24 protein-coding genes are annotated in these 25,753 nt (G+C 66.3%); 11 read left to right on the plus strand and 13 right to left on the minus strand.

What is annotated here, in order from left to right:
- The first annotated feature begins 4 nt into the window (after positions 1-4).
- The 8 genes from AC1RQG_RS06865 (at position 5) to AC1RQG_RS06900 (ending at position 9,492) form a co-directional block, all read left to right on the plus strand.
- Positions 5-1,018 (plus strand): SIS domain-containing protein, encoded by a 1,014-nt coding sequence (locus AC1RQG_RS06865; RefSeq protein ID WP_493130024.1) that lies wholly within the window; start codon positions 5-7, stop codon positions 1,016-1,018.
- 23 nt (positions 1,019-1,041) lie between these two features.
- Positions 1,042-2,322: an ABC transporter substrate-binding protein gene (locus tag AC1RQG_RS06870; RefSeq protein WP_493129647.1), complete on the plus strand. Its 1,281-nt coding sequence runs from the start codon at positions 1,042-1,044 to the stop codon at positions 2,320-2,322.
- Position 2,323: 1 nt separating this feature from the next.
- Positions 2,324-3,187 carry a carbohydrate ABC transporter permease gene (locus tag AC1RQG_RS06875; RefSeq protein WP_493129649.1) on the plus strand — a complete coding sequence of 288 codons (864 nt, stop codon included), beginning with the start codon at positions 2,324-2,326 and terminating at the stop codon, positions 3,185-3,187.
- Positions 3,184-4,008 carry a carbohydrate ABC transporter permease gene (locus AC1RQG_RS06880; RefSeq protein ID WP_493129651.1) on the plus strand — a complete coding sequence of 275 codons (825 nt, stop codon included), beginning with the start codon at positions 3,184-3,186 and terminating at the stop codon, positions 4,006-4,008. The genes AC1RQG_RS06875 and AC1RQG_RS06880 overlap by 4 nt, the downstream gene beginning before the upstream one ends.
- Positions 4,005-5,498, plus strand: coding sequence for a beta-N-acetylhexosaminidase (gene nagZ / locus AC1RQG_RS06885; protein ID WP_493129653.1), 1,494 nt, complete (start codon positions 4,005-4,007; stop codon positions 5,496-5,498). The genes AC1RQG_RS06880 and nagZ overlap by 4 nt, the downstream gene beginning before the upstream one ends.
- A gap of 49 nt (positions 5,499-5,547) precedes the next feature.
- Positions 5,548-6,855 carry an MFS transporter gene (locus tag AC1RQG_RS06890; RefSeq protein ID WP_493129655.1) on the plus strand — a complete coding sequence of 436 codons (1,308 nt, stop codon included), beginning with the start codon at positions 5,548-5,550 and terminating at the stop codon, positions 6,853-6,855.
- A 4-nt stretch (positions 6,856-6,859) separates the two neighbouring features.
- The gene (locus tag AC1RQG_RS06895; protein ID WP_493129657.1) at positions 6,860-8,047 is read left to right on the plus strand and encodes an ABC transporter ATP-binding protein; all 1,188 of its coding nucleotides are present in this window, start codon (positions 6,860-6,862) and stop codon (positions 8,045-8,047) included.
- Positions 8,048-8,181: 134 nt separating this feature from the next.
- Positions 8,182-9,492, plus strand: coding sequence for a tetratricopeptide repeat protein (locus tag AC1RQG_RS06900; protein WP_493129659.1), 1,311 nt, complete (start codon positions 8,182-8,184; stop codon positions 9,490-9,492).
- A gap of 85 nt (positions 9,493-9,577) precedes the next feature.
- Here AC1RQG_RS06900 and AC1RQG_RS06905 read toward each other — a convergent pair whose 3' ends face one another.
- Both AC1RQG_RS06905 and AC1RQG_RS06910 read right to left on the minus strand, forming a co-directional pair.
- Positions 9,578-10,600, minus strand: coding sequence for a glycoside hydrolase family 18 protein (locus AC1RQG_RS06905; protein ID WP_493129661.1), 1,023 nt, complete (start codon positions 10,598-10,600; stop codon positions 9,578-9,580).
- A 124-nt stretch (positions 10,601-10,724) separates the two neighbouring features.
- Entirely contained in the window at positions 10,725-13,418 is a 2,694-nt protein-coding gene (locus tag AC1RQG_RS06910; RefSeq protein WP_493129663.1) for a TonB-dependent receptor, read from the minus strand.
- A 363-nt stretch (positions 13,419-13,781) separates the two neighbouring features.
- Here AC1RQG_RS06910 and AC1RQG_RS06915 point away from each other — a divergent pair, with 363 nt between their 5' ends.
- The gene (locus AC1RQG_RS06915; RefSeq protein WP_493129665.1) at positions 13,782-14,522 is read left to right on the plus strand and encodes a GntR family transcriptional regulator; all 741 of its coding nucleotides are present in this window, start codon (positions 13,782-13,784) and stop codon (positions 14,520-14,522) included.
- A gap of 52 nt (positions 14,523-14,574) precedes the next feature.
- On the opposite strand, the gene AC1RQG_RS06920 is transcribed toward AC1RQG_RS06915, so the two are convergent.
- The 9 genes from AC1RQG_RS06920 to rpsP all read right to left on the minus strand — a co-directional run bounded on the left by AC1RQG_RS06920 (position 14,575) and on the right by rpsP (position 22,599).
- The gene (locus AC1RQG_RS06920) at positions 14,575-17,313 is read right to left on the minus strand and encodes a M16 family metallopeptidase (RefSeq protein WP_493129667.1); all 2,739 of its coding nucleotides are present in this window, start codon (positions 17,311-17,313) and stop codon (positions 14,575-14,577) included.
- Positions 17,314-17,549: 236 nt separating this feature from the next.
- On the minus strand, positions 17,550-17,999 hold the full coding sequence (locus AC1RQG_RS06925; protein WP_493129669.1) for a CBS domain-containing protein: 450 nt from the start codon (positions 17,997-17,999) through the stop codon (positions 17,550-17,552).
- 91 nt (positions 18,000-18,090) lie between these two features.
- Positions 18,091-18,435, minus strand: a complete 345-nt coding sequence (locus tag AC1RQG_RS06930) for a DUF3579 domain-containing protein (RefSeq protein ID WP_493129671.1) — start codon at positions 18,433-18,435, stop codon at positions 18,091-18,093.
- A gap of 256 nt (positions 18,436-18,691) precedes the next feature.
- Positions 18,692-19,651: a CobD/CbiB family protein gene (locus tag AC1RQG_RS06935; RefSeq protein ID WP_493129673.1), complete on the minus strand. Its 960-nt coding sequence runs from the start codon at positions 19,649-19,651 to the stop codon at positions 18,692-18,694.
- 100 nt (positions 19,652-19,751) lie between these two features.
- Positions 19,752-20,411: a CoA pyrophosphatase gene (locus AC1RQG_RS06940; protein WP_493129675.1), complete on the minus strand. Its 660-nt coding sequence runs from the start codon at positions 20,409-20,411 to the stop codon at positions 19,752-19,754.
- A gap of 66 nt (positions 20,412-20,477) precedes the next feature.
- Complete coding sequence (rplS, locus tag AC1RQG_RS06945; protein WP_493129677.1) at positions 20,478-20,864, minus strand: 50S ribosomal protein L19; 387 nt, start codon at positions 20,862-20,864, stop codon at positions 20,478-20,480.
- A 120-nt stretch (positions 20,865-20,984) separates the two neighbouring features.
- The gene (gene trmD, locus AC1RQG_RS06950; RefSeq protein ID WP_493129679.1) at positions 20,985-21,731 is read right to left on the minus strand and encodes a tRNA (guanosine(37)-N1)-methyltransferase TrmD; all 747 of its coding nucleotides are present in this window, start codon (positions 21,729-21,731) and stop codon (positions 20,985-20,987) included.
- A gap of 41 nt (positions 21,732-21,772) precedes the next feature.
- Entirely contained in the window at positions 21,773-22,312 is a 540-nt protein-coding gene (gene rimM / locus AC1RQG_RS06955) for a ribosome maturation factor RimM (RefSeq protein WP_493129681.1), read from the minus strand.
- 38 nt (positions 22,313-22,350) lie between these two features.
- On the minus strand, positions 22,351-22,599 hold the full coding sequence (gene rpsP / locus AC1RQG_RS06960; protein WP_493129683.1) for a 30S ribosomal protein S16: 249 nt from the start codon (positions 22,597-22,599) through the stop codon (positions 22,351-22,353).
- Positions 22,600-22,821: 222 nt separating this feature from the next.
- On the opposite strand from rpsP, the gene AC1RQG_RS06965 reads away from it, so the two are divergent.
- Both AC1RQG_RS06965 and AC1RQG_RS06970 read left to right on the plus strand, forming a co-directional pair.
- On the plus strand, positions 22,822-23,250 hold the full coding sequence (locus AC1RQG_RS06965) for an NINE protein (RefSeq protein WP_493129685.1): 429 nt from the start codon (positions 22,822-22,824) through the stop codon (positions 23,248-23,250).
- 22 nt (positions 23,251-23,272) lie between these two features.
- Positions 23,273-23,875, plus strand: a complete 603-nt coding sequence (locus AC1RQG_RS06970; protein WP_493129687.1) for an outer membrane lipoprotein — start codon at positions 23,273-23,275, stop codon at positions 23,873-23,875.
- 78 nt (positions 23,876-23,953) lie between these two features.
- Here AC1RQG_RS06970 and AC1RQG_RS06975 read toward each other — a convergent pair whose 3' ends face one another.
- Both AC1RQG_RS06975 and AC1RQG_RS06980 read right to left on the minus strand, forming a co-directional pair.
- Positions 23,954-24,763, minus strand: coding sequence for a c-type cytochrome (locus tag AC1RQG_RS06975; protein WP_493129689.1), 810 nt, complete (start codon positions 24,761-24,763; stop codon positions 23,954-23,956).
- A 131-nt stretch (positions 24,764-24,894) separates the two neighbouring features.
- Positions 24,895-25,626, minus strand: a complete 732-nt coding sequence (locus tag AC1RQG_RS06980) for a metallophosphoesterase family protein (protein WP_493129691.1) — start codon at positions 25,624-25,626, stop codon at positions 24,895-24,897.
- Between the last annotated feature and the right edge of the window lie 127 nt (positions 25,627-25,753).

Here is a 25,753-nt window from a genome sequence, read left to right on the forward strand (position 1 = left end):
CTCAATGATGCTCAAAGAAGCGCTGTCGGCCGCCGACTGCGTGGCCCTGCAACTGGCCAGCGACACCGACCGTTACGCGGAGCTGGGCCGCAAATTGAGGAGCACCTCGTTCTCGACCGCGCTCACCATCGCGCGCGGCAGTTCGGACCACGCGTGTTCGTACGCCGCCTACCTGATCATGGCGCGCCTGGGCCGGGTGGTGGCGTCGCTGCCGATGTCGCTCGTCACGCTCAACAAGTCGCCGCTGATCACGCGCGACACGCTGGCCATCTCCATCTCGCAGTCGGGCCAGAGCCCGGACGTGGTGGAACCGATCCGCTACTTCCGCGACGGCGGCGCCACCACCGTGGCGCTGGTGAACGACATCGACTCGCCACTGGCCCACGCGGCCGAATGGGCCATCCCGCTGCGCGCCGGCAAAGAGCAGAGCGTGGCCGCCACCAAGAGCTTCATCACCAGCCTGGTGGCCAGCGCCCGCATGGTGGCCCAGTGGCAGAACGATCCGGAACTGCTGGCCGGCCTGGAGGCGCTGCCCGATTCGCTGCGCGCTGCCACCCGCGAGGACTGGTCGCAGGCGATCGAGATCCTGGCCCCGGCCCGCAACATCATGGTGGTGGGACGCGGCATCAGCTTCCCCGTGGCGCTGGAGGCGGGCCTGAAGTTCAAGGAAACCTCGGCCCTGCAGGCGGAAGCGTTCAGCGGCGCCGAGATCAAGCACGGCCCGATGGCGCTGATCGAGGAAGGCTATCCGCTGCTGATCTTCGCCACCCGTGGTCCGACCCAGGCCAGCCTGCTGCATCTTGCGGCCGAGATGCGCGGTCGTGGCGCGCGCGTGCTGCTGGCCGCGCCGGCCGACGTAGCCGAACGCGACCTGACCCTGCCCACCGCCGCCACCCCGGACCTCGACCCCATCGTCGCGATCCAGGCGTTCTACGTGATGGCGGCAAAGTTGTCGGCGGCGCGCGGCATGGACCCGGACAGCCCGCGCCACCTGAGCAAAGTCACCAAGACCAACTGAGTCCCACCGCCCGCGCGCACGCCATGAAGATCAAGTTACTGCTGACAGCATGGCTGGCGCTGGGCGCACACGGGGCATGGGCGGCGCAAGCCGCGCAGTCTGCGTCACCGCCGCAGAAAATCGAGTTCTGGACCTTCAGCATGAAGCCTAGGTTCACGCCCTACTTCGAAGCGCTGGCGCGCCGCTACGAGGCGGCCAATCCCGGCGTCAAGCTCGAATGGGTGGACTTCCCGTGGGACGTGATCCAGACCAAGCTGGTGACCCGCATCGTGGCCGGCACGCCGCCGGCGCTGGTCAACCTGAACGTGCCGTGGGCCGAGGAATTCGCGCGCGACGGCCTGCTGGCGCCGGTGGACGCGCTGCTGGCCGGCGAGCGCGCGCGCTATCTGCCCGCCGCCCTGCAGGACCTGACCTTCGGCGGCAAGACCTACGGCTTCCCGCTGTACAGCAACGTGGCCGTCATCGCCTACAACAAGCAGCTGTTCCAGGCGGCCGGCATCAGCAGGCCGCCGCGCGATCTGGATGAGCAACTGGACTACGCGCGCCGCGTTGCGTCCCGCACCGGCAAGGCCGGACTGTGCCCCGCCCTGTCCAAGATCGACGGCCTGATGATGCAGCAGGGGCTGGACGTGATCCGCGACGGCCGCGCCGTGTTCAACTCGCCGCGCCACGTGGCGCTGGTGCGCAAACTGGCCGACGCCTACCGCGCCGGCGGCCTGCTCAAGGACAGCCTGTTCGCCGAGGATAACTTCCCCGCCGCGATCGACGCCTACAAAGGCGGCCGGCTGGCCATGCTGCTGGCGCCGCCCACGGCGCTCAAACGCATCGAGGCCGACGCCGCCGACATCTACGCCGTCACCGACGTGGCGCCCGCGCCGTTGGGCCCGACCGGCATCGCCGATGGCGGCTGGCTGATCCACTTCGCCGTGCCCAACAACGTCAATGCCGCGCTGCTGCCGGCCGTGGGCAAGTTCGCGCGCTACCTCACCAGCGACGAGAACGAACTGGCGTTCGCGCGCCAGGCCAGCGTCTACCCGGCCAGCGCGCGCGCCGCCAACGACGCCTTCTTCACCACCGTTCCACCCGGCGCGGGCGCGTCGGAAAAGGCCGTCGCCGCCGGCGCCGTCTCCATGCCGCACGCGCACACGCTGTACGTGGCCGGCGTGACGGACTACGACGAACTGCGGCGCTACCTGGTGAAGGCGGTCGAAGCGGGCGTGACGGGCAAGCAGGATATCCAGCAGGCGCTGGACCAGGCGGCGGCCATCTGGAACCGCAAGCTGGCCGCGCAGCGGAGGCGCTGACATGACGCGCCGCGCCCTCCTCCCCTGGCTGTTCCTCGCGCCCGCGCTGGCGCTGCTGGCCGTGTTCGCATTCTGGCCCGTGGCCTTCGGTTCCTGGCTGGCGTTCACCGACTACAGCCTGATCCGCCCCACCCACTGGGTCGGTCTCGACAACTTCCGCGCCATCTTCGACAACGAGATGTTCGTCACCGGCCTGAAAAACTCGCTGGCGTTCCTGCTCATCGTCCCGTGCGTGCAAGTGGGCGCGCTGGGGCTGGCCGTGCTGGTCAACAACCGCCTGCCCGGCATCCGCCTGTTCCGCGCCGCGTTCTACGTGCCCGTGGTGACGACGGTGTCCGTGGTCGGCATCATGTGGGGCTTCATGTTCCACGAACAGGGGGCGCTCAACTACGTGCTGCTGGCCATGCACGTGGTGGGCGCGCCTGTGGGCTGGCTGTCGGACGACACACTGGCGCTGTTCTCGATCATGTTCGTCACGCTGTGGCGCGGGCTGGGCTGGTACATGGTGATGTACCTGGCGGCGCTGCAGGCCGTCCCGGCCGACATGCAGGAAGCGGCCATCCTCGATGGCGCCACGCGCTGGCAGCGCTTCTGGAAGATCACCGTGCCCATGCTGCGGCCCACCATCATGGTGTGCACCATCCTGTCCGTGCTGGCCGCGCTCAAGGCCTACCAGGAGGTGGACGTGCTGACCCAGGGCGGCCCCATGAACTCCACCTTCACCGGCCTGTATTACGCCTACGACCAGGGGCTCAAGCACCTCAAGCTGCCGCGCGCGCTGGCCGCCAGCTTCGTCGTCTCGCTGTTCTGCGTGGCCATCGCCGTGCTGTGCCTGCGCTACATCAAGCCCCGGAGCCGGCCATGAGGACGCCGCGCTTGCGTCCCCGCACCGTGCTCCATTACACCGTCCTGTGCGCGCTGGCCCTGCTGTGCGTGTTCCCGTTCTGGTGGACGCTGGTGACTGCCCTTTCCACCGAGGGCAACATCTTCGCCTTCCCGCCCACGTTCTGGCCGCGCGCGCCATCGCTGGCCAATTTCGCCGAAGCGTTCCGCGCCATCCCCATGCTGGCCTTCTTCCGCAATTCGGTCTTCATCGCCGCCTGCACCGTGTTCTGGAAGCTGACCCTGTGCTCGATGGCGGCCTATCCGCTGGCGCGCATGCGCTTCCGTGGCCGCCGGCTGGTGTTCGCGCTGATCCTGGCCACGCTGGTGCTGCCGTCGGAAGTGAACTTCCTGGTCAACTTCATCACCGTGACCAAACTGAGCCTGGTCGACAGCTACACCGGCGTGATCCTGCCCAACGTGGTGACGGCCGTGGCCATCCTGCTGCTCAAACAGGCGTTCGAGGAAGTGCCGCAGGACCTGATCGACGCGGCGCGCGTGGACGGCGCCTCCGAATGGACCATCTTCAGCAGGATCATGCTGCCGCTGATCGCCCCCTGGCTAGCCACGGTCGGCGTGTTGACGGCGGTGGAGTCATGGAACGAATACATCTGGCCCTCGATCGTGATGAGCAAGCCGGACGAATTCCCCCTGTCGGTCGGCGTGCTGTATTTGCGCGGCACCTTCGGCAGCAGCACCCGCGTGATCGCGGCCGGGACCGTGCTGACCATCCTGCCCACGCTGGCAGCCTTCCTCTTTACCCAACGATACTTCATGCGCGGCATGGACGGAGCAGTGAAATGACTATGACCTTGAACGAACTGAGAAAAATCGCCGGACAGCTGATCATGATCCGCTTCCCCGGCCCCGTGCTCGATGCCGCCACGGCCCGCTTCATCGAGGCCAACGGCATCCGCGCCGTCTGTCTGTTCCGGGGCAATATGACGGATGCGCGCCAACTGGCCACCCTGACGGCCGAACTGCGCGCGCTGATGGGGCCCGAGTCGCTGATCGCCATCGACCAGGAAGGCGGCGCCGTGGTGCGCTCGACCTGGGTGCCGGCGCCGCCGGCCGCCATGGGCCTGGGCGCGGCCGACGACACGGACCTGGCGCAGCGCACCGGCGCCGCCGTGGCGCGCGCCGTCAAGGCGCTGGGCTTCAACTGGAACTTCGCGCCCGTGCTGGACCTGAACAACAACCCGCACAACCCCGTCATCGCGGAGCGCTCGTTCGGCGCCGCGCCGCAACGCGCGGCCGAACTGGGCATGGCCTGGATGGCCGGTAGCCACGGCGAAGGCGTGGCCTGCTGCGTCAAGCACTTCCCCGGCCACGGCGACACCCACGTCGATTCGCACCGCGACCTGCCCACCGTGGACAAACCGCTGGCACAACTTGAGCAGTTCGAGTTCGCGCCGTTCCGCCAGGCCGCCAGCCAGGCACCGGCCATGATGACGGCGCACATCGTCTACCCGGCGCTGGACCCCGACTATCCGGCCACCATGTCGCGCCGCATCCTGCACCAGCTGCTGCGCGAGGAGTGGAACTACCAGGGCGTGATCATCACGGACGGCATGGACATGCACGCCATCGCCGGCCGCTACGGCGTGGGCAAGGCCGCCGTGCGCGCGCTGGCCGCCGGCGCCGACATGGTGATGGCGCTGGGCACCCCGGAAACGCAGGACGAAACCCTGAACGCCATCGCCGACGCGCTGGCCTCGGGCGAGTTGACGCTGGATGACATGCGCACGCGTCTGGCGCGCCTGTCGGCGCTCGCGCTCAACTACCCGTGCCAGCCGCGCGACTACCTGGAGGACGCGGCCGACCGCGTGGTGATGGCCGAAGGCTGGCGCCGCGCCCTGAGCGCGCGCGGCAATCCGCAACGTCCACGCGCCGGCGCCAAGGTGCGCCTCGTGATGCGCCAGGACGTGATCAGCGACGGCGTGTCCGAGGCGGGCGTGCCGGCCGCCACGGTGGCCGCCTCGCTGGGCAAGCTGTACGACGTGGAGCTGGTCACCTTCGACGACGCGGAGGCGTTCGACTGGGCAGCCCTGCCGCACGATGGCCGCTACACCATCCTCGCCTCGACCTCGCGCCTGCGCTACGGCCCGCGCGCGCGCGCCGGCTGGCGCCCCGACCTGCACCTGGCGTTGTGGAATCCGTACCAGGCGCTCGACATCGCCGCCCCCGCGCTGATGACCTATGGCTTCGCGGCGCCGGCGCTGGAGGCCGTCAACGCGTGGCTGGGCGGCGAACTGGAAGCGACGGGCCGCGTGCCGGTGCCCGGCTTCGACTGAGCCGCCACCACGCCACCAACACCAGAACAACAGAACAACTGAGACCACGATGGAACACACCAAACCGCACGTCCGCAACCCCAAGCTGTGGGTGCCCAGCCTGTACCTGGCGCAGGGCTTACCGTTCTTCGCCGTGGCTATCGTGGCCAACCAGATGTTCAAGAGCATGGGCGTGCCCAACGACGAACTCAATCACTGGACCGCGCTGATCGGCTTCGCCTGGGTGTTCAAGCCGTTGTGGAGTCCCTTCCTGGAACTGGCCCGCAGCAAGAAGCTGGTGGTGGTGGGCTTCCAGCTGCTCGGTGGCCTGTGCCTGGGCGCCGTGGCGCTGGCCCTGCACGCGCCGTTCTGGTTCGCGGCCTGCCTGGCCATGCTGGCCCTGGTGGCCATCGCCTCGGCCACCCACGACATCGCGTGCGACGGCTTGTACATCGCCAGCCTGTCCGAAAAAGGCCAGGCCGCCTACGCCGGCTGGACCGGCACCTTCTTCAACGCCGGCAAATTCTTCACCACCGGCGCCCTGCTGCTGCTGGCCGGCCACTTCGAAAGGACGCTGGGCGTGGTGCCCGCGTGGACCATCAGCTTCGCCATCCTGGCGGCCATCATGGTGGCGCTGGCGCTGTACAACAGCTGGGCGCTGCCGCAGGCGAAGAACGTGGTGGACGCGGACACCAACGCGGCCGCCATCGCGCGCACGCTGTGGCAGGTGATCGTCGAGTATTTCCGCAAGCCTGGCATCTGGGTGTCCATCCTGTTCATCATCCTGTTCCGCGCCGGCGAGGCGCAGGTGCAGGCCATCGGCCCGCTGTTCCTGCGCGAGGCGCGCAGCCTGGGCGGGCTCGGTCTGAGCACGGCCGAAGTGGGCGCCGTGTACGGCACGGTGGGCACGGTGGCCTTCATCGTCGGCAGCATCGCGGGCGGTTACTTCACGTCGTGGCTCAGCCTCAAGCGCGCCATCCTGTGGCTGATCCTGGCGCTGAACCTGCCCAACGTGGCGTTCTACTGCCTGGCCACGTGGCTGCCGACCGACCTGACCGTGATCGGCGCGGCGCTGAGCGCGGAGATGTTCGGCTACGGCTTCGGCTTCGTGGGCCTGATCCTGTACATGATGCAGGTGGTCGCGCCGGGCAAGTACCAGACCGCCCATTACGCCTTCTCGACCGGCATCATGCAACTGGGCTTCGTGCTGTTCAAACTGGTCAGCGGCGACATCCAGATCGCGCTCGGCTACCAGCACTTCTTCGTGTGGGTGATGCTGAGCGCCATTCCGGTGGCCGTGCTGTCGCAGTTCATCCCCATGAGCGCGCGGCCCCAGCCCGAGGCGCAGCCGGCCGCGCACGCGGCCACGGCGGGCTGAGGTCATGGCCAGCGTCAGCCTGCAAGGCATCGTCAAGCGCTACGACGCGCAGCCCGTGATCCACGGCGTGGACCTGGACGTGGCGGACGGCGAATTCATGGTGTTCGTGGGCCCGTCCGGCTGCGGCAAATCCACCCTGCTGCGGATGATCGCCGGGCTGGAGGAGATCAGCGCCGGCCAGCTGAGGATCGGCGAGCGCGTGGCCAACCATGTGCCGCCGGCCGAACGCAAGCTGGCCATGGTGTTCCAGTCCTACGCGCTGTATCCGCACATGACGGTGTACGAGAACATGGCGTTCGCGCTCAAGCTGGCCGGCCAGCCGGCGGCCGCCGTGCGCGCCGCCGTGGAGCGCGCGGCCGGCATCCTGCGCATCGCGCCGCTGCTGCAACGCCGGCCCAGGGAATTGTCGGGCGGCCAGCGCCAGCGGGTCGCGATCGGCCGCGCCATCGTGCGCACGCCGGAACTGTTCCTGTTCGACGAGCCGCTGTCCAACCTGGACGCCAGCCTGCGCGTGCAGATGCGGGTGAAACTGAGCCGCCTGCACCGGGAACTGGGCACCACCATGATCTACGTCACCCACGACCAGGTGGAGGCGATGACGCTGGGCCAGCGCATCGCCGTCTTCAACGGCGGGCGCATCGAGCAGGTGGGCACGCCGCATGCGCTGTACAACGCGCCGTGCAACCTGTTCGTGGCCGTCTTCCTGGGCACGCCGAAGATGAACCTCATTCCGGCCGAAGTCCTCGCCACGGGCGCGGACCACGCCAGCGTGCTGCTGCCGGGCGGCGCCATCGTCGAGGTGGCCGTCGATGGCGCCGCGCTGCAACGCGGCGACGCCGTCACCGTCGGCGTGCGCGCCGAGCATCTGGCGCTGCACGCGCCCGGCGCGGGCCAAGCCGGCACGCCGGCCAACACCGCCGAGGTGACCGTGGGCCATATCGAATACCTGGGCGACCAGTCCGTCGTCTACGCCACGCTGGCCGGCGCCCCGGAGCTGATCGCCGCGCGCCTGCCGGCCGAGGCGGCGCCGCCGGTGGCGGGCGCACGCGCGCGCATCGTGCTGCCGCCCGCGCGCTGCCTGCTGTTCGGCGCGGACGGCCAGACCCTGCCGCGCCCGGCGGCCGCCGGTGGGGGCGCGGTGCAAGAGGCGCCGCGCACCGCTGGATTGCCGGCTGCCGGTCAAATTATGTAACAATACGCGGGTTTGCCCGGACCACCCTTCTCCCACCCGTCAAGGCATGGCAGAATGCGCGGTTTGACCACCCTTTTCGTGACGGCGCGGCGCCAACCGCCATGCCTCCATAGTCTTTGATTGAAGGATTTACAATGTCCCAATTTCGTTTCGCTCGTATTAGCCTGATCCTGGCCGCCATCGGCCTGAACGCAGCGCCGGCCATGCTCGGCATGACGGCCGTGCACGCCGAAGAAAAGGCCGCCGCCGCGCCCGAAGCGCCCAAGGATACGGTCCGTCCCGAGATCTTCAAGCTGATCGATCCGGCCCAGATCAAAGACCTGATGGCGGCGAAAAACTACACCGAGGTGATGAACCGCGTCGACCAGTCGGCGGCCATGCCCAACCTGACGCCGTTCGAGACGTTCGTCCTGAACCAGATGCGCGTGCAAGTCGGTTCGGCCACGTCGAACAACGCGCTGCTGCTGCCCGCGCTGGCGTCGATGATCGACTCGGGGCGCCTGGCGCCCAAGGACAAGATCAATTTCATCGAGGCGATCGGCAACATCTACTACACCTCCAAGGACTTCGACAAGGCCATCGTGTGGTACACCCGCTACCAGACCGAATCGGGCAACGCCACCAAGGTGCGTCCGCAACTGTTGCGCGCCTACTTCTTCAAGAACGACTACCCCACCGTCAAGACGGAAGTGCTGAAGGACGTCGCGGCCGCCGAACAGGCAGGCACCGCGCCCACCGCCGACGAGCTGGCCCTGCTGGGCAACGTGGGCATCAAGAGCAAGGACAACGCACTGTACCTGCAGGCCGTGGAATACCTGGTCAAGTACTACCCGACCGAAGCCTACTGGTTCGACCTGCTGAACCGCACGCGCGGCAAGCCTGACTACAACCAGCGCCTGGACCTGGACGTGCTGCGTATGAAGGCGGCCGTGGTGCCGGGCCGCATGGAGCCGGACGACTACGCCGACCTGGCCGAACTGGCGCTGCTGGGCGGCTTCTACACGGAAGCGAAGAACGCGCTCGACAAGGGCTTCCCCAACGGCCAGATGGGCAGCGGCCCGGACGGCGCCAAGCGCAAGAAGCTGCATGATCAGGCCGCCAAGGGCGCGGCCGACGACGCCAAGAACATCGGCAGCGGCGAAGCCTCGGCCGCCAAGTCCAAGGATGGCGTGGGCCTGGTCAACCTCGGTTACGCCTACGTGACCATGGGCCAGTTCGACCACGGTCTGGAACTGATGAACAAGGGTATCGCCAAGGGCGTGCTGAAAAATCCGGAGGACGCCAAGCTGCGCCTGGGCTACGCCTACGTGATGGCCGGCCGCAAGGACGACGCCATCAAGACGCTGCAAACCGTGACCGGCAACGACGGCCGCGGCGACCTGGCCCGCTACTGGATCATGTGGGCCAAGAACCCGTCCGCACCGGCGGCGCCAGCGGAAAAATAAGGCGTGCGCCGGCGCCATGCCGGCCATCGCACGCAAGCCGGACGGCGCCACCGTCCGGCTTTTTTCGTCCTGGATTTTCGGATGCTTAGCGGCCGGCGCCGACGGCGCCCGAAAACGCCCGCGCATACGCACCGCTGACGGTGCGCGCCATGCCGCTGCACGTGGCCTCGGCGCCGACGGCGGGCGCCACGCACGGCGTGTCGCGGTCCAGCGACCAGAAATGCAGACCGGCCAGCTTCATGCGCCGCGCGGCCCGCGCCACCGTGCGCGCGTCGGCCACGGTGAACACGTTCTCGCGCACGTCGTTCACGCCTATCATGGCCGTCAGCTCGATTTGCTGGTACGGCACGCCATACTTGCGGTGCACATTGCGGGCGGCCTGGATGGCCGACAATCCCATCTGGCAGCGCCGCGCGCGCACCACGCAGACGGACGGATTCGCGGGCCCGTAATCCATCACCATCAGGTTCAGCGCATAGTCGCGCAGGCCGCTGCGGCGCGCCGCCGCCAGCACCGCCACGCCGGTCGCATTCAGGCTGCGCAGGCTGCCGTCCGAGGCGGCATGGGTGGGCACCGTCAGGCTGAAACGCAGCGCCGGACGATGCGCCTGCACACCAGCGGCCGCCGCCAGTAGTGATGCGATCTGCTGCGCGCTTTGCCCTGCCTCGATATCGAAGTCGATACCGGCCAGGTGCGGCGTATCGTAGCGGGCGATGAAACGCTCCATGCCCTCGGCGCTGGCGCACGTGAACACGGCGCCCTGGCCGCCGGTGGAAATCAGGTAGCGGATGCCGGCGCGGTCGAACGCGGCCACGTTGGCCTCGGCCACGTCCTGGCCACGCTGGGTGTCCCACTGCTCGTCGCCGCATTCGCCGCTGGCGAAGGCCCAGGTCAGCGCCTGCCGGCCGAACGGACTGCCGGTGCCGCCGATGTAGGGCGTGCGCACGCCATCGGGCGCGGTCGTGATGACGTTGGTGGCCGGATCGTTCCACACGGCCAGGTGCTTGTAGGGGCTGTAGATAAAAGGCGGCGCGGCGAGCGCCCACGGCGCGGCCGCCGCCAACAATGCCGCCGCGATGGCCGCGGCCCAGGTTCTGTCATGTACCATGGTGATGAATTGGGGAAGTAACCCATTTAAATGAAAAACCCGCCACCGGCAAGTTGTGCTTGCGCGGCGGCGGGCCGGATGCCGCCAAGGCCAGGCGTTGCGGCCTGGCCGGTCAGGCCATCGATCAGTACTTGAAGCGCACACCGCCATACACGGTCTTGCCGTTCTTGTACACGCCGGCGATCTGGGTGGTGTCGGTCTTGTACACGGTCAGCAGCGGATCGTTCAGGTTCTGCGCTTCCAGCGTGAACATGACGGACTTGTTGAGCGTGTAGTTGAGCGAGACGTTCAGCGAGCCGTTGGCGCTCTGGAAGTAATCGGCGCCGCCCCGGTTACCCAGCTTGTAGGTCGAACGGTGGCTGTAGCCGATGCGGGCGCTGAAGCGGTCGTCCTCGTAGAAGGCGCCGATGTTGTAGGAGTTCTTCGACGTGCCGTACAACGTGCAATCCTCACCGGCCTTGCCGTTGCAGGTGCCCTCGGCCAGCTTGCCGGTCTGTTCGCCATCCGCGTAGGTGTAGTTGGCGTTCACGCCGATGCCGCCCCAGATGTTCTGCTCATACGCCAGGTCCATGCCTTTCAGCTTGCCGTCCGTGTTGACCGGCGAGGAGATGTCGTAGTTGGCGATCGCGCCGCCATGGGAGGCGTCGGCATACGGCAGAACGCTGTGGCCGTAGGCGATCACGCCATCGAGCTTGCTGGCGAAGATACCGGCCGACAGCAGGGCCTTGGGCGCGAAATACCACTCGGCGCTGAAGTCGATGTTGTTGCTGCGGATAGGCTTCAGGTAAGGATTGCTGCCCACGCCGTTGTGCTCCGTGTCGCGCAGGTCGTTGCCGGCCAGCTGGCCGAAGTCGGGACGGGACATGCCACGGTTCAGGGCGAAGCGGCCCACCAGGTTCTGGGCCAGGTCGGCACGCAGGTTCAGGCTGGGCAGCACGTCGTTGAAGCTCTGCTCGTACTCAGGCTTGCCGCCTGGGAGGTAGGCGCGGATATCCATCTTCGTGCGCACGAAGCGCACGCCCACATTGCCGCTGATGGCGTCCGACGGCTGCAGGTTGGCCATCACGTAGGCGGCGTTCGCATCTTCCTTGATGTTGAATTCCTGCTGCGTGGCGTGGGTGTTGAAGGTGGCGTACTTGGCGACCCACGAGGCGACGTAGTCATTGCTGATCTTGAACGGGTTGAAGCCCGGCGTCGGATTGACCGGCAGGTTGCCGTACCAGTTGCTGCCATAGTTGCCGATGGCGCTGTCGGGGATCTGGCTCTCGTCGGTGGCGCCGGCGCCCAGCACCATATTCAGCTTGGTCAGGTTGCGCTCATGCTTGGCCATGCGCACGCCGAACTGGATCGACGGCACCACGTCCGAAGTGAGCTTGAATTCGCCGTCCACCTGGCCATAGTTTTCCTTGTCGGACGAGGAGCTGTAACCGCCCCAGCCGCCGATGCCGCCGCCGGCGCGCACGAACTTGTCGCCGCCCGGCACGTTGAGCACGAAGATGCCGTCCGGCGTGAGCGAGTAGCCGGCGCCCTGGTTCCATGCGCTCAGCACCTCAAAGCCCACGTCGGTGGTCTTGCCGCTGCCGCTGGTGTGACCGAGTTTGCCGTTCAGGGTCAGATCCTTGTTGACCACCCATTTGCCGTCGAAGTTGAGGAACTTGGAATCGGTCTTGGCGTCCGGACGGGCCGCCACGTCCTCCACCACCGACCAGGCGCCGGCCGAATTGGCGCCGAAGGCGTCCTTACCGTAGAACACGGAGGTGATGGTGTTGCCCACCACGGTGGCCGGCTGCGTGGGCTTGACGGCGTTGCCGTTCCAGCCCGGGCCGTTGACGGCGTTGATGGTGTCGGCCATGTAGTTGGTGTTGTAGTTCTTCGCGTCGACGGTCGACATGAAGCCCGACAGGTCCAGCGTCACGTTGGAGGCCGGCTTCCATTGCGCTTCCAGGTAGCCGCCCTGGCGCTTGCGCTCCTGCTGGAACAGCACGGCGCCGCTCAACAGGCTGATGTTCTTGCCGGCCAGCGCCGGATCGGGATAGTTGGCGCCCGTCTTGTCCCACCACACGCCTTCGGAGCCGGCGCGCTGCAGCTTGCGGGTTTGCGAGAACACCTGGCCCAGGATGCCGAACTTGTTGTCGTCGCTCTTCCAGTTGATCAGGGCCGTGACGGCGGGATCGGTCGATTTGGCGGCCGTCGAATAGGCCGCTTCCACGGAGGCGGAGGTGGTCAGCTTGTCGCGGAATTCCAATGGCTTGCGGGTCTGGATGTCGACCGTGCCGGCCGCGCCGCCTTCGAGCAGGTCGGCCTGCGAGGACTTGTGCACGACGATGCGGCCCACCAGATCCGACGGCAGCAGCGTGTACGACACGCTGCGGCCACCGTTGGCGATGTTGGGACCATACCAGTCGCCGCTGGAGACGGTGTGGCCGTTCAGGGTGGTCAGCGTCATCTGCGACAGCATGCCGCGCAGTTGCACGTGCTCGTTCTCGCCGAACGACCCCTCGGCCGAACCGGCGCTGGTGGTGGTCACGCCGGCCACGCGCGACAGCGAGTCGGCCACGTTCTTGTCCGGCATCTTGCCGATGTCTTCGGCCGTGATCACCTCCACCAGCGATTCGGCGTTCTTCTTCTGGTTCAGCGACTGCTGCAGCGAGGCGCGGATACCCGTCACCACCACCACTTCGCCTTCCGGTTTGGCGTCCTGCGCGTAGGCCGGCATGGCCACGCTCATGGCCAGCAGCGCCACGGCCGACGCGATCGGCGTCAGATGGCTGGAGCCCTGCTTGAGAATCCGGTGCTTCGTTGCGGTATTGCCCTTCATATACTCCCCCTTGATTGCGGCCTGACTGCGCAAGCCTGTTAGCGTTCTTATTGATCAGCTCCTGCCGCGATCACCGCCGCGATCTCCCGCAAGAGCCTCTTTGCAACCACTTACAAAACCAATTGAACGCCAATATACCCCAATCCAATACCAGAACACTACCAGTGTCGCGATTTTTTTCGCCTGTTGTGCATGTCACACAGACCACTTTGTGTTCTTTTATGCAATTAACTGCCGCGTACCGCAGGGAGATGGGCTGATACCACGACAATACCAACGGCACAGCCTTTTTGGTATGATCGGACCACACACAGACACGCCAGGCCGCGCCCGGTACGCGGCCGGCCACGGGAGACCGACCGTATGACCACGCTAGTCCAGCTCATGCACAACGTGGGGCAGCACAGCAGCCTGCCCCTGTACCAGCAACTGCAGCGCGCCCTGCGCGAGGCGATCGACAAGCGCTTGTTCGGGCCGGACGAGGCGTTGCCGGCCGAACGCCAGCTGGCGGCCGACCTGTCGATCTCGCGCATCACGGTGCGCAAGGCGATCGACGGGCTGGTGGAGGAAGGGCTGCTGGTGCGCCGGCCCGGCTCGGGCAACTTCATCAACACCCGCATCGAAAAGAACTTCGCCAAGCTGACCTCGTTCTCGGAGGACATGCGGGCGCGCGGGCGCACCCCGCGCAGCGTGTGGCTCAAGCGGTCGGAAGGCACGGTGACGCCGGAGGAGGCGCTGCGGCTGCGGCTCAGTCCGGGCGCGCCCGTGTACCGCTTCCACCGCATCCGTTACGCGGACGAGATACCGATGTGCCTCGAATACGCGACCATCGTGGCCACCGCCCTGCCCTCGCTGGAGGCGGTGCAGGTGTCGATGTACGAGGCGCTGGAACGGGCCGGCAACCGCCCCGTGCGCGCGCTGCAGCGGCTGAGCGCGCTGCTGCTGAACGCCGAGCAGGCCGAGCTGCTGCAGGCCAAGCCGGGCGATGCCGGGCTGGCCGTGGAACGGTTGGGATTTTTACGCGATGGACGGGCCGTGGAATTCTGCCGCTCCATCTTCCGCGGCGATATGTACGACTTCGTGGCCGAGCTCAACACGGCGTGATTCTCAAGGGAACCCAGAAATACCGTCGTTGCTCCCCCGGAGCAACGACTTTTTACTGCGGCTTGGCCGCCGCCGCAGCCTTGGCGTCATCGCCGGCCGTCACCACGCTCAGCTTGGCCGGGTCGATGAACTTGCGGAACGCGGCGTTGACCTGCTCCACCGTGAGCGCCTTCACCTTGTCCTCGAACGCCTTGCTCCACGCGTAGCTGCGGCCCAGGAACAGGTTGCGCGACCAGCCGGCCGCCAGCACCTCGTCCTTGGAACGGTTCTGCAACCGCTGCTGCAGCAGGCCGGACTTGGCGCCGGCCAGTTCGGCCGCCGTGAAGCCATCCTTGAGCGCGCGGTCCAGCTCGTCGCGGATGGCTGCTTCCAGCTTTTTCAGGTTCTGCGGCGCGGCGATGGCGCCCATGCCGAAGCCGCCGGCCCGGTCGATCTCGCCGGCGCCGATGTCGGCCCCGCCGCCATACGACAGGCCGTCCTTCTGGCGGATGCGGTCCATCAGCCGCGACTTCAAGGCGCCGCCGCCGAAGATGTAAGTGGCCACTTCCAGCGCCGGATAGTCGGCGTCGTTGACGTTCAGGTCCAGGTTCAGCCGCGCGTCGTAGAAGCCGTTCTCCTTGTCCGGCGTGTTGATGTGCTGGTGCAGCGCCGGCTTGTCGGCGTTGGTGTTGGTGATGCGCGCGTAGGCCACCTGGCTGTTCCAGCCGCCGAAGCTGTCGGCGATGGTCTTGCCGGCGGCTGCCGGGTCGAAGTCGCCGACGATGGACAGCTCGCCATGCGAGGCGCCGTAATACTGGCGGTGGAAGGCGACCACGTCCTCCAGCTTGAGCGCGCGGATCTCGGCCAGTTGCTCGTCCACCGTCATCACGGCGCGCGGGTCGCCCTTCGGATAGTGGTTGTAATACTCGGCCATGGCCTGGTGCGCCAGCGACTGCGGCTCATTGCGCGACGATTCGATGCCGACGATCCACTGCTGGCGCATCTGCTCGAACTCGGCCGCCGGGAAGCTGGCTTCCTTGAGCACATGGCTCACCAGGCGCAAGGCCTGGTCCAGATTGGGGCCGGTGGTGTCGAAGTGGTACAGGCTGCCCGAGATCTTCAGCTTGGCGAAGGCGTCGGCCAGCTCCGTGCGGCTGTACTTGCTGGTGCCGCGCATCAGCATGTCGCTGGCGGCGGCCATGATGGTGCTCTTGCCGAACAGGTTGTGCTCGTCGCCCCAGTGCAGGTGCAGGTCGACGGAGACGGCCTCGCCGCGGTTCTTCTTGGGCAGCAGCGCGACCTTCAGGCCGCCGATGGTTTCGATCTTGGTGCGCGCGTCGATGTTGGCCTGGCTGGGATCGAACGCCTCCGAACTGAGCGTGGCGGCCTTGCCCTTGAAGTCCTTCATCACCTCCTGCACCGTGGGCGCGGGCGGAATCTCGGCCCGCTGCGGCGCATCGTCGGGCAGGAACTCGCCCAGCGTGCGGTTGTCGCGCCGCAGGTAGCGGCCGGCGGCCGCGCTCACCTGCTCGGGCGTGATACTGGCCAGCTTGTCGCGGCCCTCGAACAGCAGACGCCAGTCGCCGAGCGCGATTTCCTCGGACAAGGTCACGCCCACCTTCTGCGGATCGTTCAAGGCCTTCTCGATGCCGTTGGCGAAGTTGCGGCGCGTGCGCTCCATCTCCTCGGCCGTGGGCGGCGTCTTGGCGAAGTTCTCCACGTTGGCGATCAGGGCGTCGCGCACGGGTTCGATCGGCTGGCCGGCCTTGACCACGGCGCCGATCACCTGCAGCCCCGGCGCATAGCCGGTCTGGCCGAAGCTGAACACCTCGGCGGCCAGGCCCGTCTCCACCAGCGCCTTGTGCAGGCGGCCGGTCGGGGTGTCGCCCAGGATCTCGGACATGAACGACAGCGGGTCGGCGTCGGCCTGCAGCGCGGACGGGATCTTGTAGCCGAGCGCGACGATCTGCATGTCGCCCTTGCGCCGCACGGTGAAGCAGCGCTCGCCATCCTGGGTCGGTTCCACGGTCCAGAACGGCGGCAGCTTGCGCTTGGGTTTGGGGATGACGCCGAACGATTTGCTGATCCAGGCCAGCGTCTGGCCGGGGTCGAACTTGCCGGCCACCAGCAGCACCGCGTTGTCGGGCTGGTAGTAGGTGTGGTAGAACGCCTGCAGGTTCTCGATGCGCACGTTCTCGATGTCGCTGCGGTTGCCGATGGTGGAGCGGCCATAGCTGTGCCAGTCGTAGGCGATGCTCTGCATGCGCTTGAGCAGCACCGAGAACGGCTGGTTCTCGCCCGACTCGTATTCGTTGCGCACCACCGTCATCTCGGAATCGAGGTCCTTGCGGGCGATGAAGGAATGGACCATGCGGTCGGCCTCCATGTCCAGCGCCCACTTCAGGTTGTCGTTTCCGGCCTGGAACACCTCGTAGTAGTTGGTGCGGTCGAACGAGGTGGTGCCGTTGAACTCCATGCCGCGCTCGTTGAACTCCTTGGGGATGCTGCGGTTCTTCGGCGAGCCCTTGAACATCATGTGTTCGAGCAGGTGGGCCATGCCCGTCTCGCCGTAGTTCTCGTGGCGCGAGCCGACCAGGTAGGTGACGTTGACGGTCACGGTGGGCTTGGACGCGTCCGGGAACAGCAGCACCTTGAGGCCGTTGGGCAGGTGGTATTCCGTGATGCCTTCCACGGACGGGCCCTTGGTGACGCCGGCCGGCAGCGTCTGCGCCCACGCGCCTTGCGGCGCCAGGAAGGACAGGCTGCATACCATCAGGCCGCAGACGGCCACGCGCTTCGCATTTGGAGTCATCTTAAATTCTCTATGGAAATTCAGAAAACGCCAGCATAACCGCAAGCAGGTCGCCGTGGCGGTGCAAAAACGTAAAATATTGTTATATGCCTATCGTCGCCGGCACGATGCAAGCCACCTTGCCCGCGCCGTGGCGGGCAGGATGGCTGGCCTCGTGCCCGCGCTGTGGTGGGCACGATAGCTCGCCTCGCGCCCGCGCCAGGGCGGGCGTAGGGGCCAGGGCGGCCGGCCGCAGGCTAGTGCCGCGCCTGTTTTTCCTTTTCGAGCTGGCTGCCGCTGATGCGCGACAACTCGCCCATCTCCTGCGCCAGGAATTCGATCAGGTCATCGATGCTGACGATGCCCGACAGGCCGCCGAGGCTATTGACGACGGGCAGCCGCCGTATGCCCTTGAAGCGCATGCGGTCGATGGTTTCATAGACGTCGTCTTCCTCGCTGGCCGTCATCAGCTCGCCGCTCATGACGTCGCCCACCAGCAGGCTGGCCGGGTCGAGCCCGAGCGCGATGACGGACACGACGATGTCGCGGTCGGTGAGGATGCCCACCGGCACCCGCTCGCCGTTGGGCTGCTCGACCACGACCAGGTCGCCCACGTGATGGTTACGCATCAACAGCGCCGCGTCTTGCACGGTGACGTCGCGCTTGCAGTGCACAGTTTGAACGGTACAGATGTCGCCGATACGCATGGCCGCTCCCTCCTCCGTAAAGAGGTCAGTGTAGCGCGATCGGGACCGCGTGGGCGTCCGCTAGCGCGATGCCGGCCGATGCGCGGGCCGCTTACTTGGGCTTGGATTCGGGTTCGGGCACCAGGCAGGCGTCCACGATCTGCAGGTCGTTGTCCTTGGCGAACGAGACGACGAAGTGGTAGGCCAACGGTTCCAGGTCGCGCAGGCGGTTGTTGACCACCACCGACTTGACGCCGTTGATCACCGTCGGGCAGACATAGGGGGAGAACTGCAGGTGCGAATGGCGTGAGGCCGTGCCCTCGGGACGGAAACAGGACATGACGCCGCACAGGCGCTCGGCCCAGTCGCTGGGACGGAACTGTCTGCCATTGCTGGTGACGCCAAGGATAAAGAACTCGTCGTGCAGTTCTTTCTTGTTGTGAGCTGACTCGGCCATAGGCGGCTTGTGGGTAACAAGGATGCGTGGAAGATCCCGGCAGATGCGCCGGGCTGGCGGTACGATTCTGTAAGAACTTCAGGTATTATATCTTATAGAAGACCTATTCGCATAAATCATTGATTTAAAACGAATTTTTCTGTACGCGTGCCGGTCCGGTGCAAGCCCGCACCAGTGCGGTGCGGTCCTGCCCCAGGCAAGCTCCATTGTAAACCGCTTATCCGGCCTTGTACGCGGCACGCTTGCGCCGGCCGTGTCAGCCGAGCCAGACCGCGCCGGAAAGCAACAGCAACAGCAGCATCCACAGCAGCAGCGCGCGCCACACGAGGCCCACCGTGCTTTGCAACGCGCGCACGTTCGGCTCCTCGCCGGGCAGCACCTCCGGCTCCACGTCCGTGGTGTCGACGGTGGACGCGTCGGCCAGCACCACCTTGGCCGCGTTCTCGGCCGGCGTGCCCAGGCGCACGCCCATGGCGCCGCCGCCGGCCGACAGGATGATACCGATCGCCTCGTCCTGCCAGCGGTCGGCGAAGTTGCGCCACGCGTAGATGGCGTCCTCGAAGTTGCCGACCACGGCGAAGGCCACCGCCGTCAGGCGCACGGGGATCCAGTCGATCCAGTAGAACGCGCGGGCGGCGAACTGGCCGAACGCCTCGTTGCGCATGTGCTCGGGTTCGTTCCACGCGCGCGCCAGGTGTTCGGCCACGCGGTACATCACGGCGCAGGCCGGGCCGAGCGGCATGAGGAACCAGAAGAACACGCCGAACACGTTGCGATGGGTGGTGATCAGGGACTTTTCGACGGCGATGCGGGCGATCTCGGAGGTCTCCATGCCCACCGTGTCGAGCTTGGTCCATTCGGCCAGCAGGGCGCGCGCCGTGGCCTCGTCGCCGGCGTTCAGGGCCAGCTGGATCGAGGTGAAATAGTGGCTGTAGTGGCGGAAGCCCAGCGTCAGGTAGACGATCAGGATGTTCCAGGCGAACGCGGCCAGCGTCAGGTTGTAGTGCATCAGCACGCCGTAGACCAGGGCCGTGGGCACCATCAGGATCGCCATCATCAGGAACCAGCCCATGCGGCCGTGGCGTGGGTGGCCGGCGTTGAACCAGGTTTCCATCCGCATCGCCAGACTCTTGATCTCGGCGTAGATCGGGTTATCCGCACGCAGCGGTTTCATCTGTTCAATCAGCAGCGCGCACAGAATGGAAAGAAAAGTCATTAAACGTCCTTTTAGTCAGCAATGCCGTAATGCCCGCTACGATAGCGCAGTGCAGTGCCGGAATCAAACTTATTGCGATTGCCACAGTCCGGCATCCGGGTCAGGCGCGCAGGAAGTGGAACAGGTTGCGCAGCATGCCGGCCGTCGCGCCCCAGATGTAGAAGCGCTCGTAGGGCATGGCGTAGAACGAGCGCGCGCCGCCCGGCAGTTGCACGGACAGGCGCTGGTGGTTGCGCCCGTCCATCAGAAATTGCAGCGGCACTTCGAAAATCTCGGCCACCTCGGATGGATCGGCGGTCAGCTCGAACGGCGGCAGCACCAGCCCCACCACGGGCGTGACCCGGTAGCCGGTGCCGGTCAGGTAATCGGGCAAGGCGCCCAGCACGTCCACATGGCGCCGGTGCAGGCCGATCTCCTCCTCCGATTCGCGCAGCGCGGTGGCCACCGGGTCGGCGTCGTACTCCTCGGCGCGGCCGCCGGGGAAGCTGATCTGGCCCGCGTGGTCGGTCAGGTGGTCCGTGCGCTGGGTCAGCAGCAAGGTCAGGCCGTCGTCGCGCTGCACCAGCGGCACCAGCACGGAGGCGGGCGTGGGCCGGGGCCGGGGCGTGAGCGACTCCTGCGCCGTTTCCGGCGTCCAGATGGGCGGCGCGGCGAAGCGCTGGCGCAGCCACAGGGGCGACAGGCGCTCGGGCGCGACGGCCGGCTCGCCGGCCACGCTGTCGACGGGCAGTTGCTGGGGATCGAACGGAAGCTGGGCCAAAAATCTTACCTCCACATGCAAAAAAGGGGCACCAGCGGCGCCCCTTCCATCCAAACACAAACGCGATTAAGCGCTTGCTTTCGCCGCTGCTGGGCGACGGTTTGGCAGTTTTTCCTTGATACGTGCCGATTTGCCGGAACGCTCACGCAGGTAGTACAGTTTAGCGCGACGCACGTCACCGCGGCGTTTCACTTCGATCGAAGCGATCAGCGGCGAGTACAGCTGGAAGGTACGCTCGACGCCTTCGCCGGACGAGATCTTGCGAACGATGAAGTTCGAGTTCAGGCCACGGTTGCGACGGGAGATCACGACGCCTTCGTATGCCTGGGCGCGCTTGCGGGTGCCTTCGACCACGTTGACATTGACAACCACGGTGTCGCCAGGGGCGAAATCGGGAATGTTCTTGCCCAGGCGAGCGATTTCTTCTTGCTCGAGTTGTTGAATCAGATTCATTTTTATGACTCCAAAAACCATCATGCTGGCGCGCATTGAGTGCTGTTCAGACACTCGCCCAGTAGAGGATGGGGTTAAACACGCGGGCGACATGCCCGCTAGCTACTGCAAACTGCAGGTTTACAAACCTGCCAAAAACTGTTCGTCCTGCTTGCTCAGCAATCCCGCCGCGCGCGCCTGGACCAGCAATTCGGGGCGCTTGCGCGCCGTCGCCTCCAGCATGCGCTGGCGGCGCCATTTCTCGATCTCGGCGTGATTGCCGCCCAACAGCACGGCGGGCACCGTCACGCCTTCATACGTCTCCGGCCGCGTGTAATGCGGCGAATCGAGCAAGCCATTGACGAAGCTGTCCTCGACCGCCGACGCGTCCGTGTTGAGCACGCCGGGCAGCTGGCGCACCACGGCGTCCATCAGGGCCATGGCCGGCAACTCGCCACCCGACAGCACGAAGTCGCCCAGGCTGATCTCCTCATCGACGCAACGGTCGATCAGGCGCTGGTCGACCGCCTCGTAGCGGCCGCACAGGATCACCAGACCCGGCTCGGCTTTGAGCCGCATGACGCGCTCGTGCGTCAACTGCTTGCCCTGGGGCGACATGAACACCACGCGCGGCGCCGGCAGACCAGCGTCGGTCTGGCGCTGCTTGGCCGCGTTCAGCGTCGCTTCCAGGGGTTTGGCCAGCATCACCATGCCGGGGCCGCCGCCATAGGGGCGGTCATCCACGGTGCGGTGATTGTCGGTCGTGAAATCGCGCGGATTCCACAACGTCAGGCCCCATTTCTTTTGTTCGAACGCGCGCCGGGTCACCCCCGACTGCGTCAGCGCGGCGAACATCTCGGGGAACAGGGTCACGACATCAAATTGCATGGCCCGTCCCTTCCGACTGTACCGTGTTGCGCGGGTGAGTCTTAATAGTCCAGGCCCCAGTCGACGGTGATGCGCTTGGCGGCCTTGTCCACTGTGATCACAAACTGATCGACAAATGGAATCAGGCGCTCCTGCGCCGCTTCGTCGTCGGGAACACTGTCCGCGGCGGCGGCCGGCGTGATGCGCAAGATCGACTGCGGACCATTGCTCATCATGTCGGTGACCTGCCCCAGGTGCTCACCCTGCAAGTTCACTACTTCCAGACCGATCAGATCGGCCCAGTAAAATTCGTCGGCCGACAAGGCCGGGAAACGACTGCGCGGCACCGAGACGGCAGCGCCCTTGAGCGCTTCGGCCACGTTGCGGTCGGTCACTCCCACCAACTGGGCAACGACGTCGCCGCCATGCAGTTTGACCTGCTTGACGTCCACGTCATGCACATTCGGCTTGTCGAGCCACCAGGTTTTCACCGCCAGCAATGCATCCGCATCCTCCGAGAAAGGTCTTACCCTCACCCAGCCAGCCACGCCGTACGCGCCGTAGACAAAGCCCACCTGCGCCAGATCGTCGGGGACTTTCACCCCGGATGCACTGTTAGCGACCAAACCAGAAACCAGACTTAGGCTGCTTTTTTAGCGGCAGCGACCAGACGGGCCACGGTAGGCGACAGTTGCGCGCCCACGGATTCCCAGTGTGCCAGACGGTCTGCGGTGATGCGGAATGGCACTTCGCCACCCGACGCCATCGGGTTGTAGAAACCGATGCGCTCGATGAAACGGCCATCGCGGCGATTGCGCGAATCGGTTGCAACGATGTTGTAGAACGGACGCTTCTTGGCGCCTCCACGAGCTAAACGAATAACGACCATAATATTTCCAAAAAGTGTGCTGAGACGGAAAAAGCCGCAAATTATAGCGCGCCTTGCCACGTAGCAGCAAGCATTAATGCACATAATTGGGCGGGTTGGGGCAATCGATGATTATCCCCCGTTCCGGCGAAGTGGGCAAGTGCCCCATCCACCTAAAAAAGGTGGGCCGGGGCCGTATTATGACCGATACTGCGTGCTTTCCCGCAATTTGTTAGCGAACCCATGACCAATTTGCATCAAACGCAACACAAGAACAAGACCGTGGCCACGCTGCTGGCCTTCGTGCTGGGCGGACTGGGCGGCCACCGGCTCTACCTGCGCGGCGCGCGCGACCGCTGGCTGTGGGCCCACCTGGCCAGCCTGCCGGCCGCCGCCGTGGTGGCCGTGGCCGCGCCGGGCGCCGACTGGTTCTACAAGATCCTGCCGCTGGTGATCTCGGCGCTGGCGGGATTCCTGGAAGCGCTGGTGCTGGGCCTGATGCCGGACGAGAAATGGGATGGCACCTACAACGCCGGCTCAGGCCGCCAGTCGGCCTCCAACTGGCCGCTCGCGTTGTTGCTGGTCGTCACGCTGATGGTGGGCGCCGGCATGCTCATCGCAACGATTTCCCGCCTGTTTGACTTGCTGTACACTGGGGGTGCGTATGGCTGACAATCAACCTTAGGAGAACAACATGACGAGTCGCCCCCTGATCCTGGCCCTGAGCCTGGCTGGCCTGATGAGCAGCGCCTGGGCCCAAGCGCCCGTGAGCGCAAAAGAACAATATGCGATCGACAGCAAGCACGCCGCCACCCGCTACGCGGATGACAAGAAACTGTGCGCGGAAGAGGGCAGCTCCAGTGCCCGCATGCAGTGCATGCGCGACGCCAAATCCGAATATGACAAGAGCATCGCCCAGGCCAAGGCGGCGATGAAGGCGTCGCCCGCCAAGGCGAGCGCGTGCATGGCCGACTGCGGCAAGGTCATCAACGTGACCGTCACCGAGAAAGCCGGTGAAGGCAGCGCGCTGGGACTGATCGCCGGCGGCGTGGCCGGCGCCCTGCTGGGCAACCAGGTGGGCAGCGGCCATGGCCGCGAACTGGCCACCGTGGCCGGCGCCGCCGGCGGCGCCTACGCCGGCAAGCAGATCGAGCAGAAAGCCAAGTCCACCAAGGTCTGGACCGTGCAGGTGCAGTACAACAACGGCCAGCAGGCGAGCTTCAACTTCGACCACGATCCCGGCCTGCTGGCCGGCGACCAGGTCCGCAACGCCAACGGCACCGTCGTCCGCAACTAAGCACCAGCGGCGCAGCCCCCCGGCGAGGGCCGCCCGGCGGATGCCGTTCAGCCTGACTGAACGGCATCGTCGGGGGCCTCAGTTGCGGGCATCCTTCGGCCGACCACCCTTGGGCCAGTCCCCGGCCTTGCCGGCGTAGACGGGCCGTGGCTGGTGGGTGAAATATTCCGCCACATCGACCGCGTCCTGATCCGACAGCGTACCGCCCTGCCCCAACGGCATGTTGTACTTGACGAAGGCCGCCGCCGTGTAGGTGCGCGCCATGCCGGCGCCATCGTTGAACGACGCCGGCCCCCACAGCGGCGGGAACGCATACGCGACGCCGTTTTTCAAGCCTTCGCCACCGGCGCCGTGACAACTGGCGCATTTCTCCGCATAGACCTGCTTGCCGTGCACGGGGTCCGCCACCAGCTTCTGGTCGATCGGCCCGAAGCCGCGGCCCTTGACGCTGACGCCGGTCGGCACCCCGCCCGACAGCCATTGCATATAGGCGAGGATGTTGTTCATCTCCTCGGAATTGAAGGCCAGCGGCTTGCCGTTCATGGACCGCTCGAAGCAATCGTTGACGCGCTCCTGCAGGGAGATCAGGCGGCCGCTGCGGGAGCGGTATTCCGGGAACACGCCCCAGATACCGACCCATGGCGAAGCCTGCGCGACGGTGCCGCCTGTCAAGTGGCAATTGGTGCACGTGAGACCGTTGCCCACGTTGCCGGGCAAGCGCTGGTGGGTTTCGCTCAGCAGCAACTTGCCGGCCGCGATGGCGGCGCCGCGCGGCCCCGATGGCATGCTCGCCTCGGACGGCGGTTTGAGATCGGGCGCCGTCTGCGCACCGGCTGCACCGGCCGCCCACAGGGCGGCGAAGAGTATCGAACGAAGCGGCGGATTCATGCGTTTTCCTCCTGGTGGACGCCCAGCCCGGACCGGCGAGCGGTGGATACATTCTAGCCCCGCCGTCGATCGCCTCAGCGGCAATTGTGGCGGCGGCTTGATCGCGTGGCCGTTCCCGATGGCTTGCCCGCTCACACGTAGCCGCTGGCCAGCGCGCGCGCCCAGTCCGTGCGGCCGTTGCGGCGCGCCAGGTCGGCCATGGCGGCATGGCCGTACGGCACGCTGATCAGCTCGCACTGCCAGCCGCCGTCGCCCTGCTCGACGATGGCGTAACGCGCGTCGGGCGAACCGTTCTGGATCACGTGGAAACAGGGGCGGTTGTCGTCATAGGCCGGCAAGCCCACGCTGCCCGGGTTGACGATCAACTGGCCGGCCGACGAGCGCATCGCGCGCGGCACGTGGGTGTGGCCGCACACGACCAGTTGCGCGTCGCAGCCGGCCAGCCGCTCGTCGATCTCGGCCAGCGTGGCGGCCCGCACGTGGGTGGGCTCGACCGACTCCAGGAAATATTCGAAATCGCTGCGCGGCGTGCCGTGGCACAGCTGCACTTGCGCGTTCAGCCGCAGGGCCGGTTCCAGCGTGGCCAGCCAGTCGAGCTCCGCCTGCCCGAGCTGGGCGAACGCGAACGCGTCCGACGCCTCGCGCGCGCGCGGGGTGCGCAGCTGGCGTTCATGGTTGCCGGCCAGGTGGATCCAGTCCGGCTGCGCCATCAGGAACTGGGCCGTCTCCTGCGGCAGCAAGGGACCGGACACGCAATCGCCCAGGTTGATCACCCGGTCGACGCCGCGCCGCGCGATGTCGCGCACCACGGCCTGCAGGGCCGGCAGATTGCCGTGGATGTCGGAAACGATGGCATAACGCATGGCTCACTCGCGCGCGCGTGAAGGGAGTCCCAGTGTAGCGCGAGTGGCCGCCCGCCGCATGGGCAACGGTCTGCGGAAAATGACCACTTCGACAGCATTGTGAAAATACAACAAATGAATTTACATT

It is taken from the genome of Rugamonas sp. GW822-FHT03B10 (assembly GCF_058801745.1).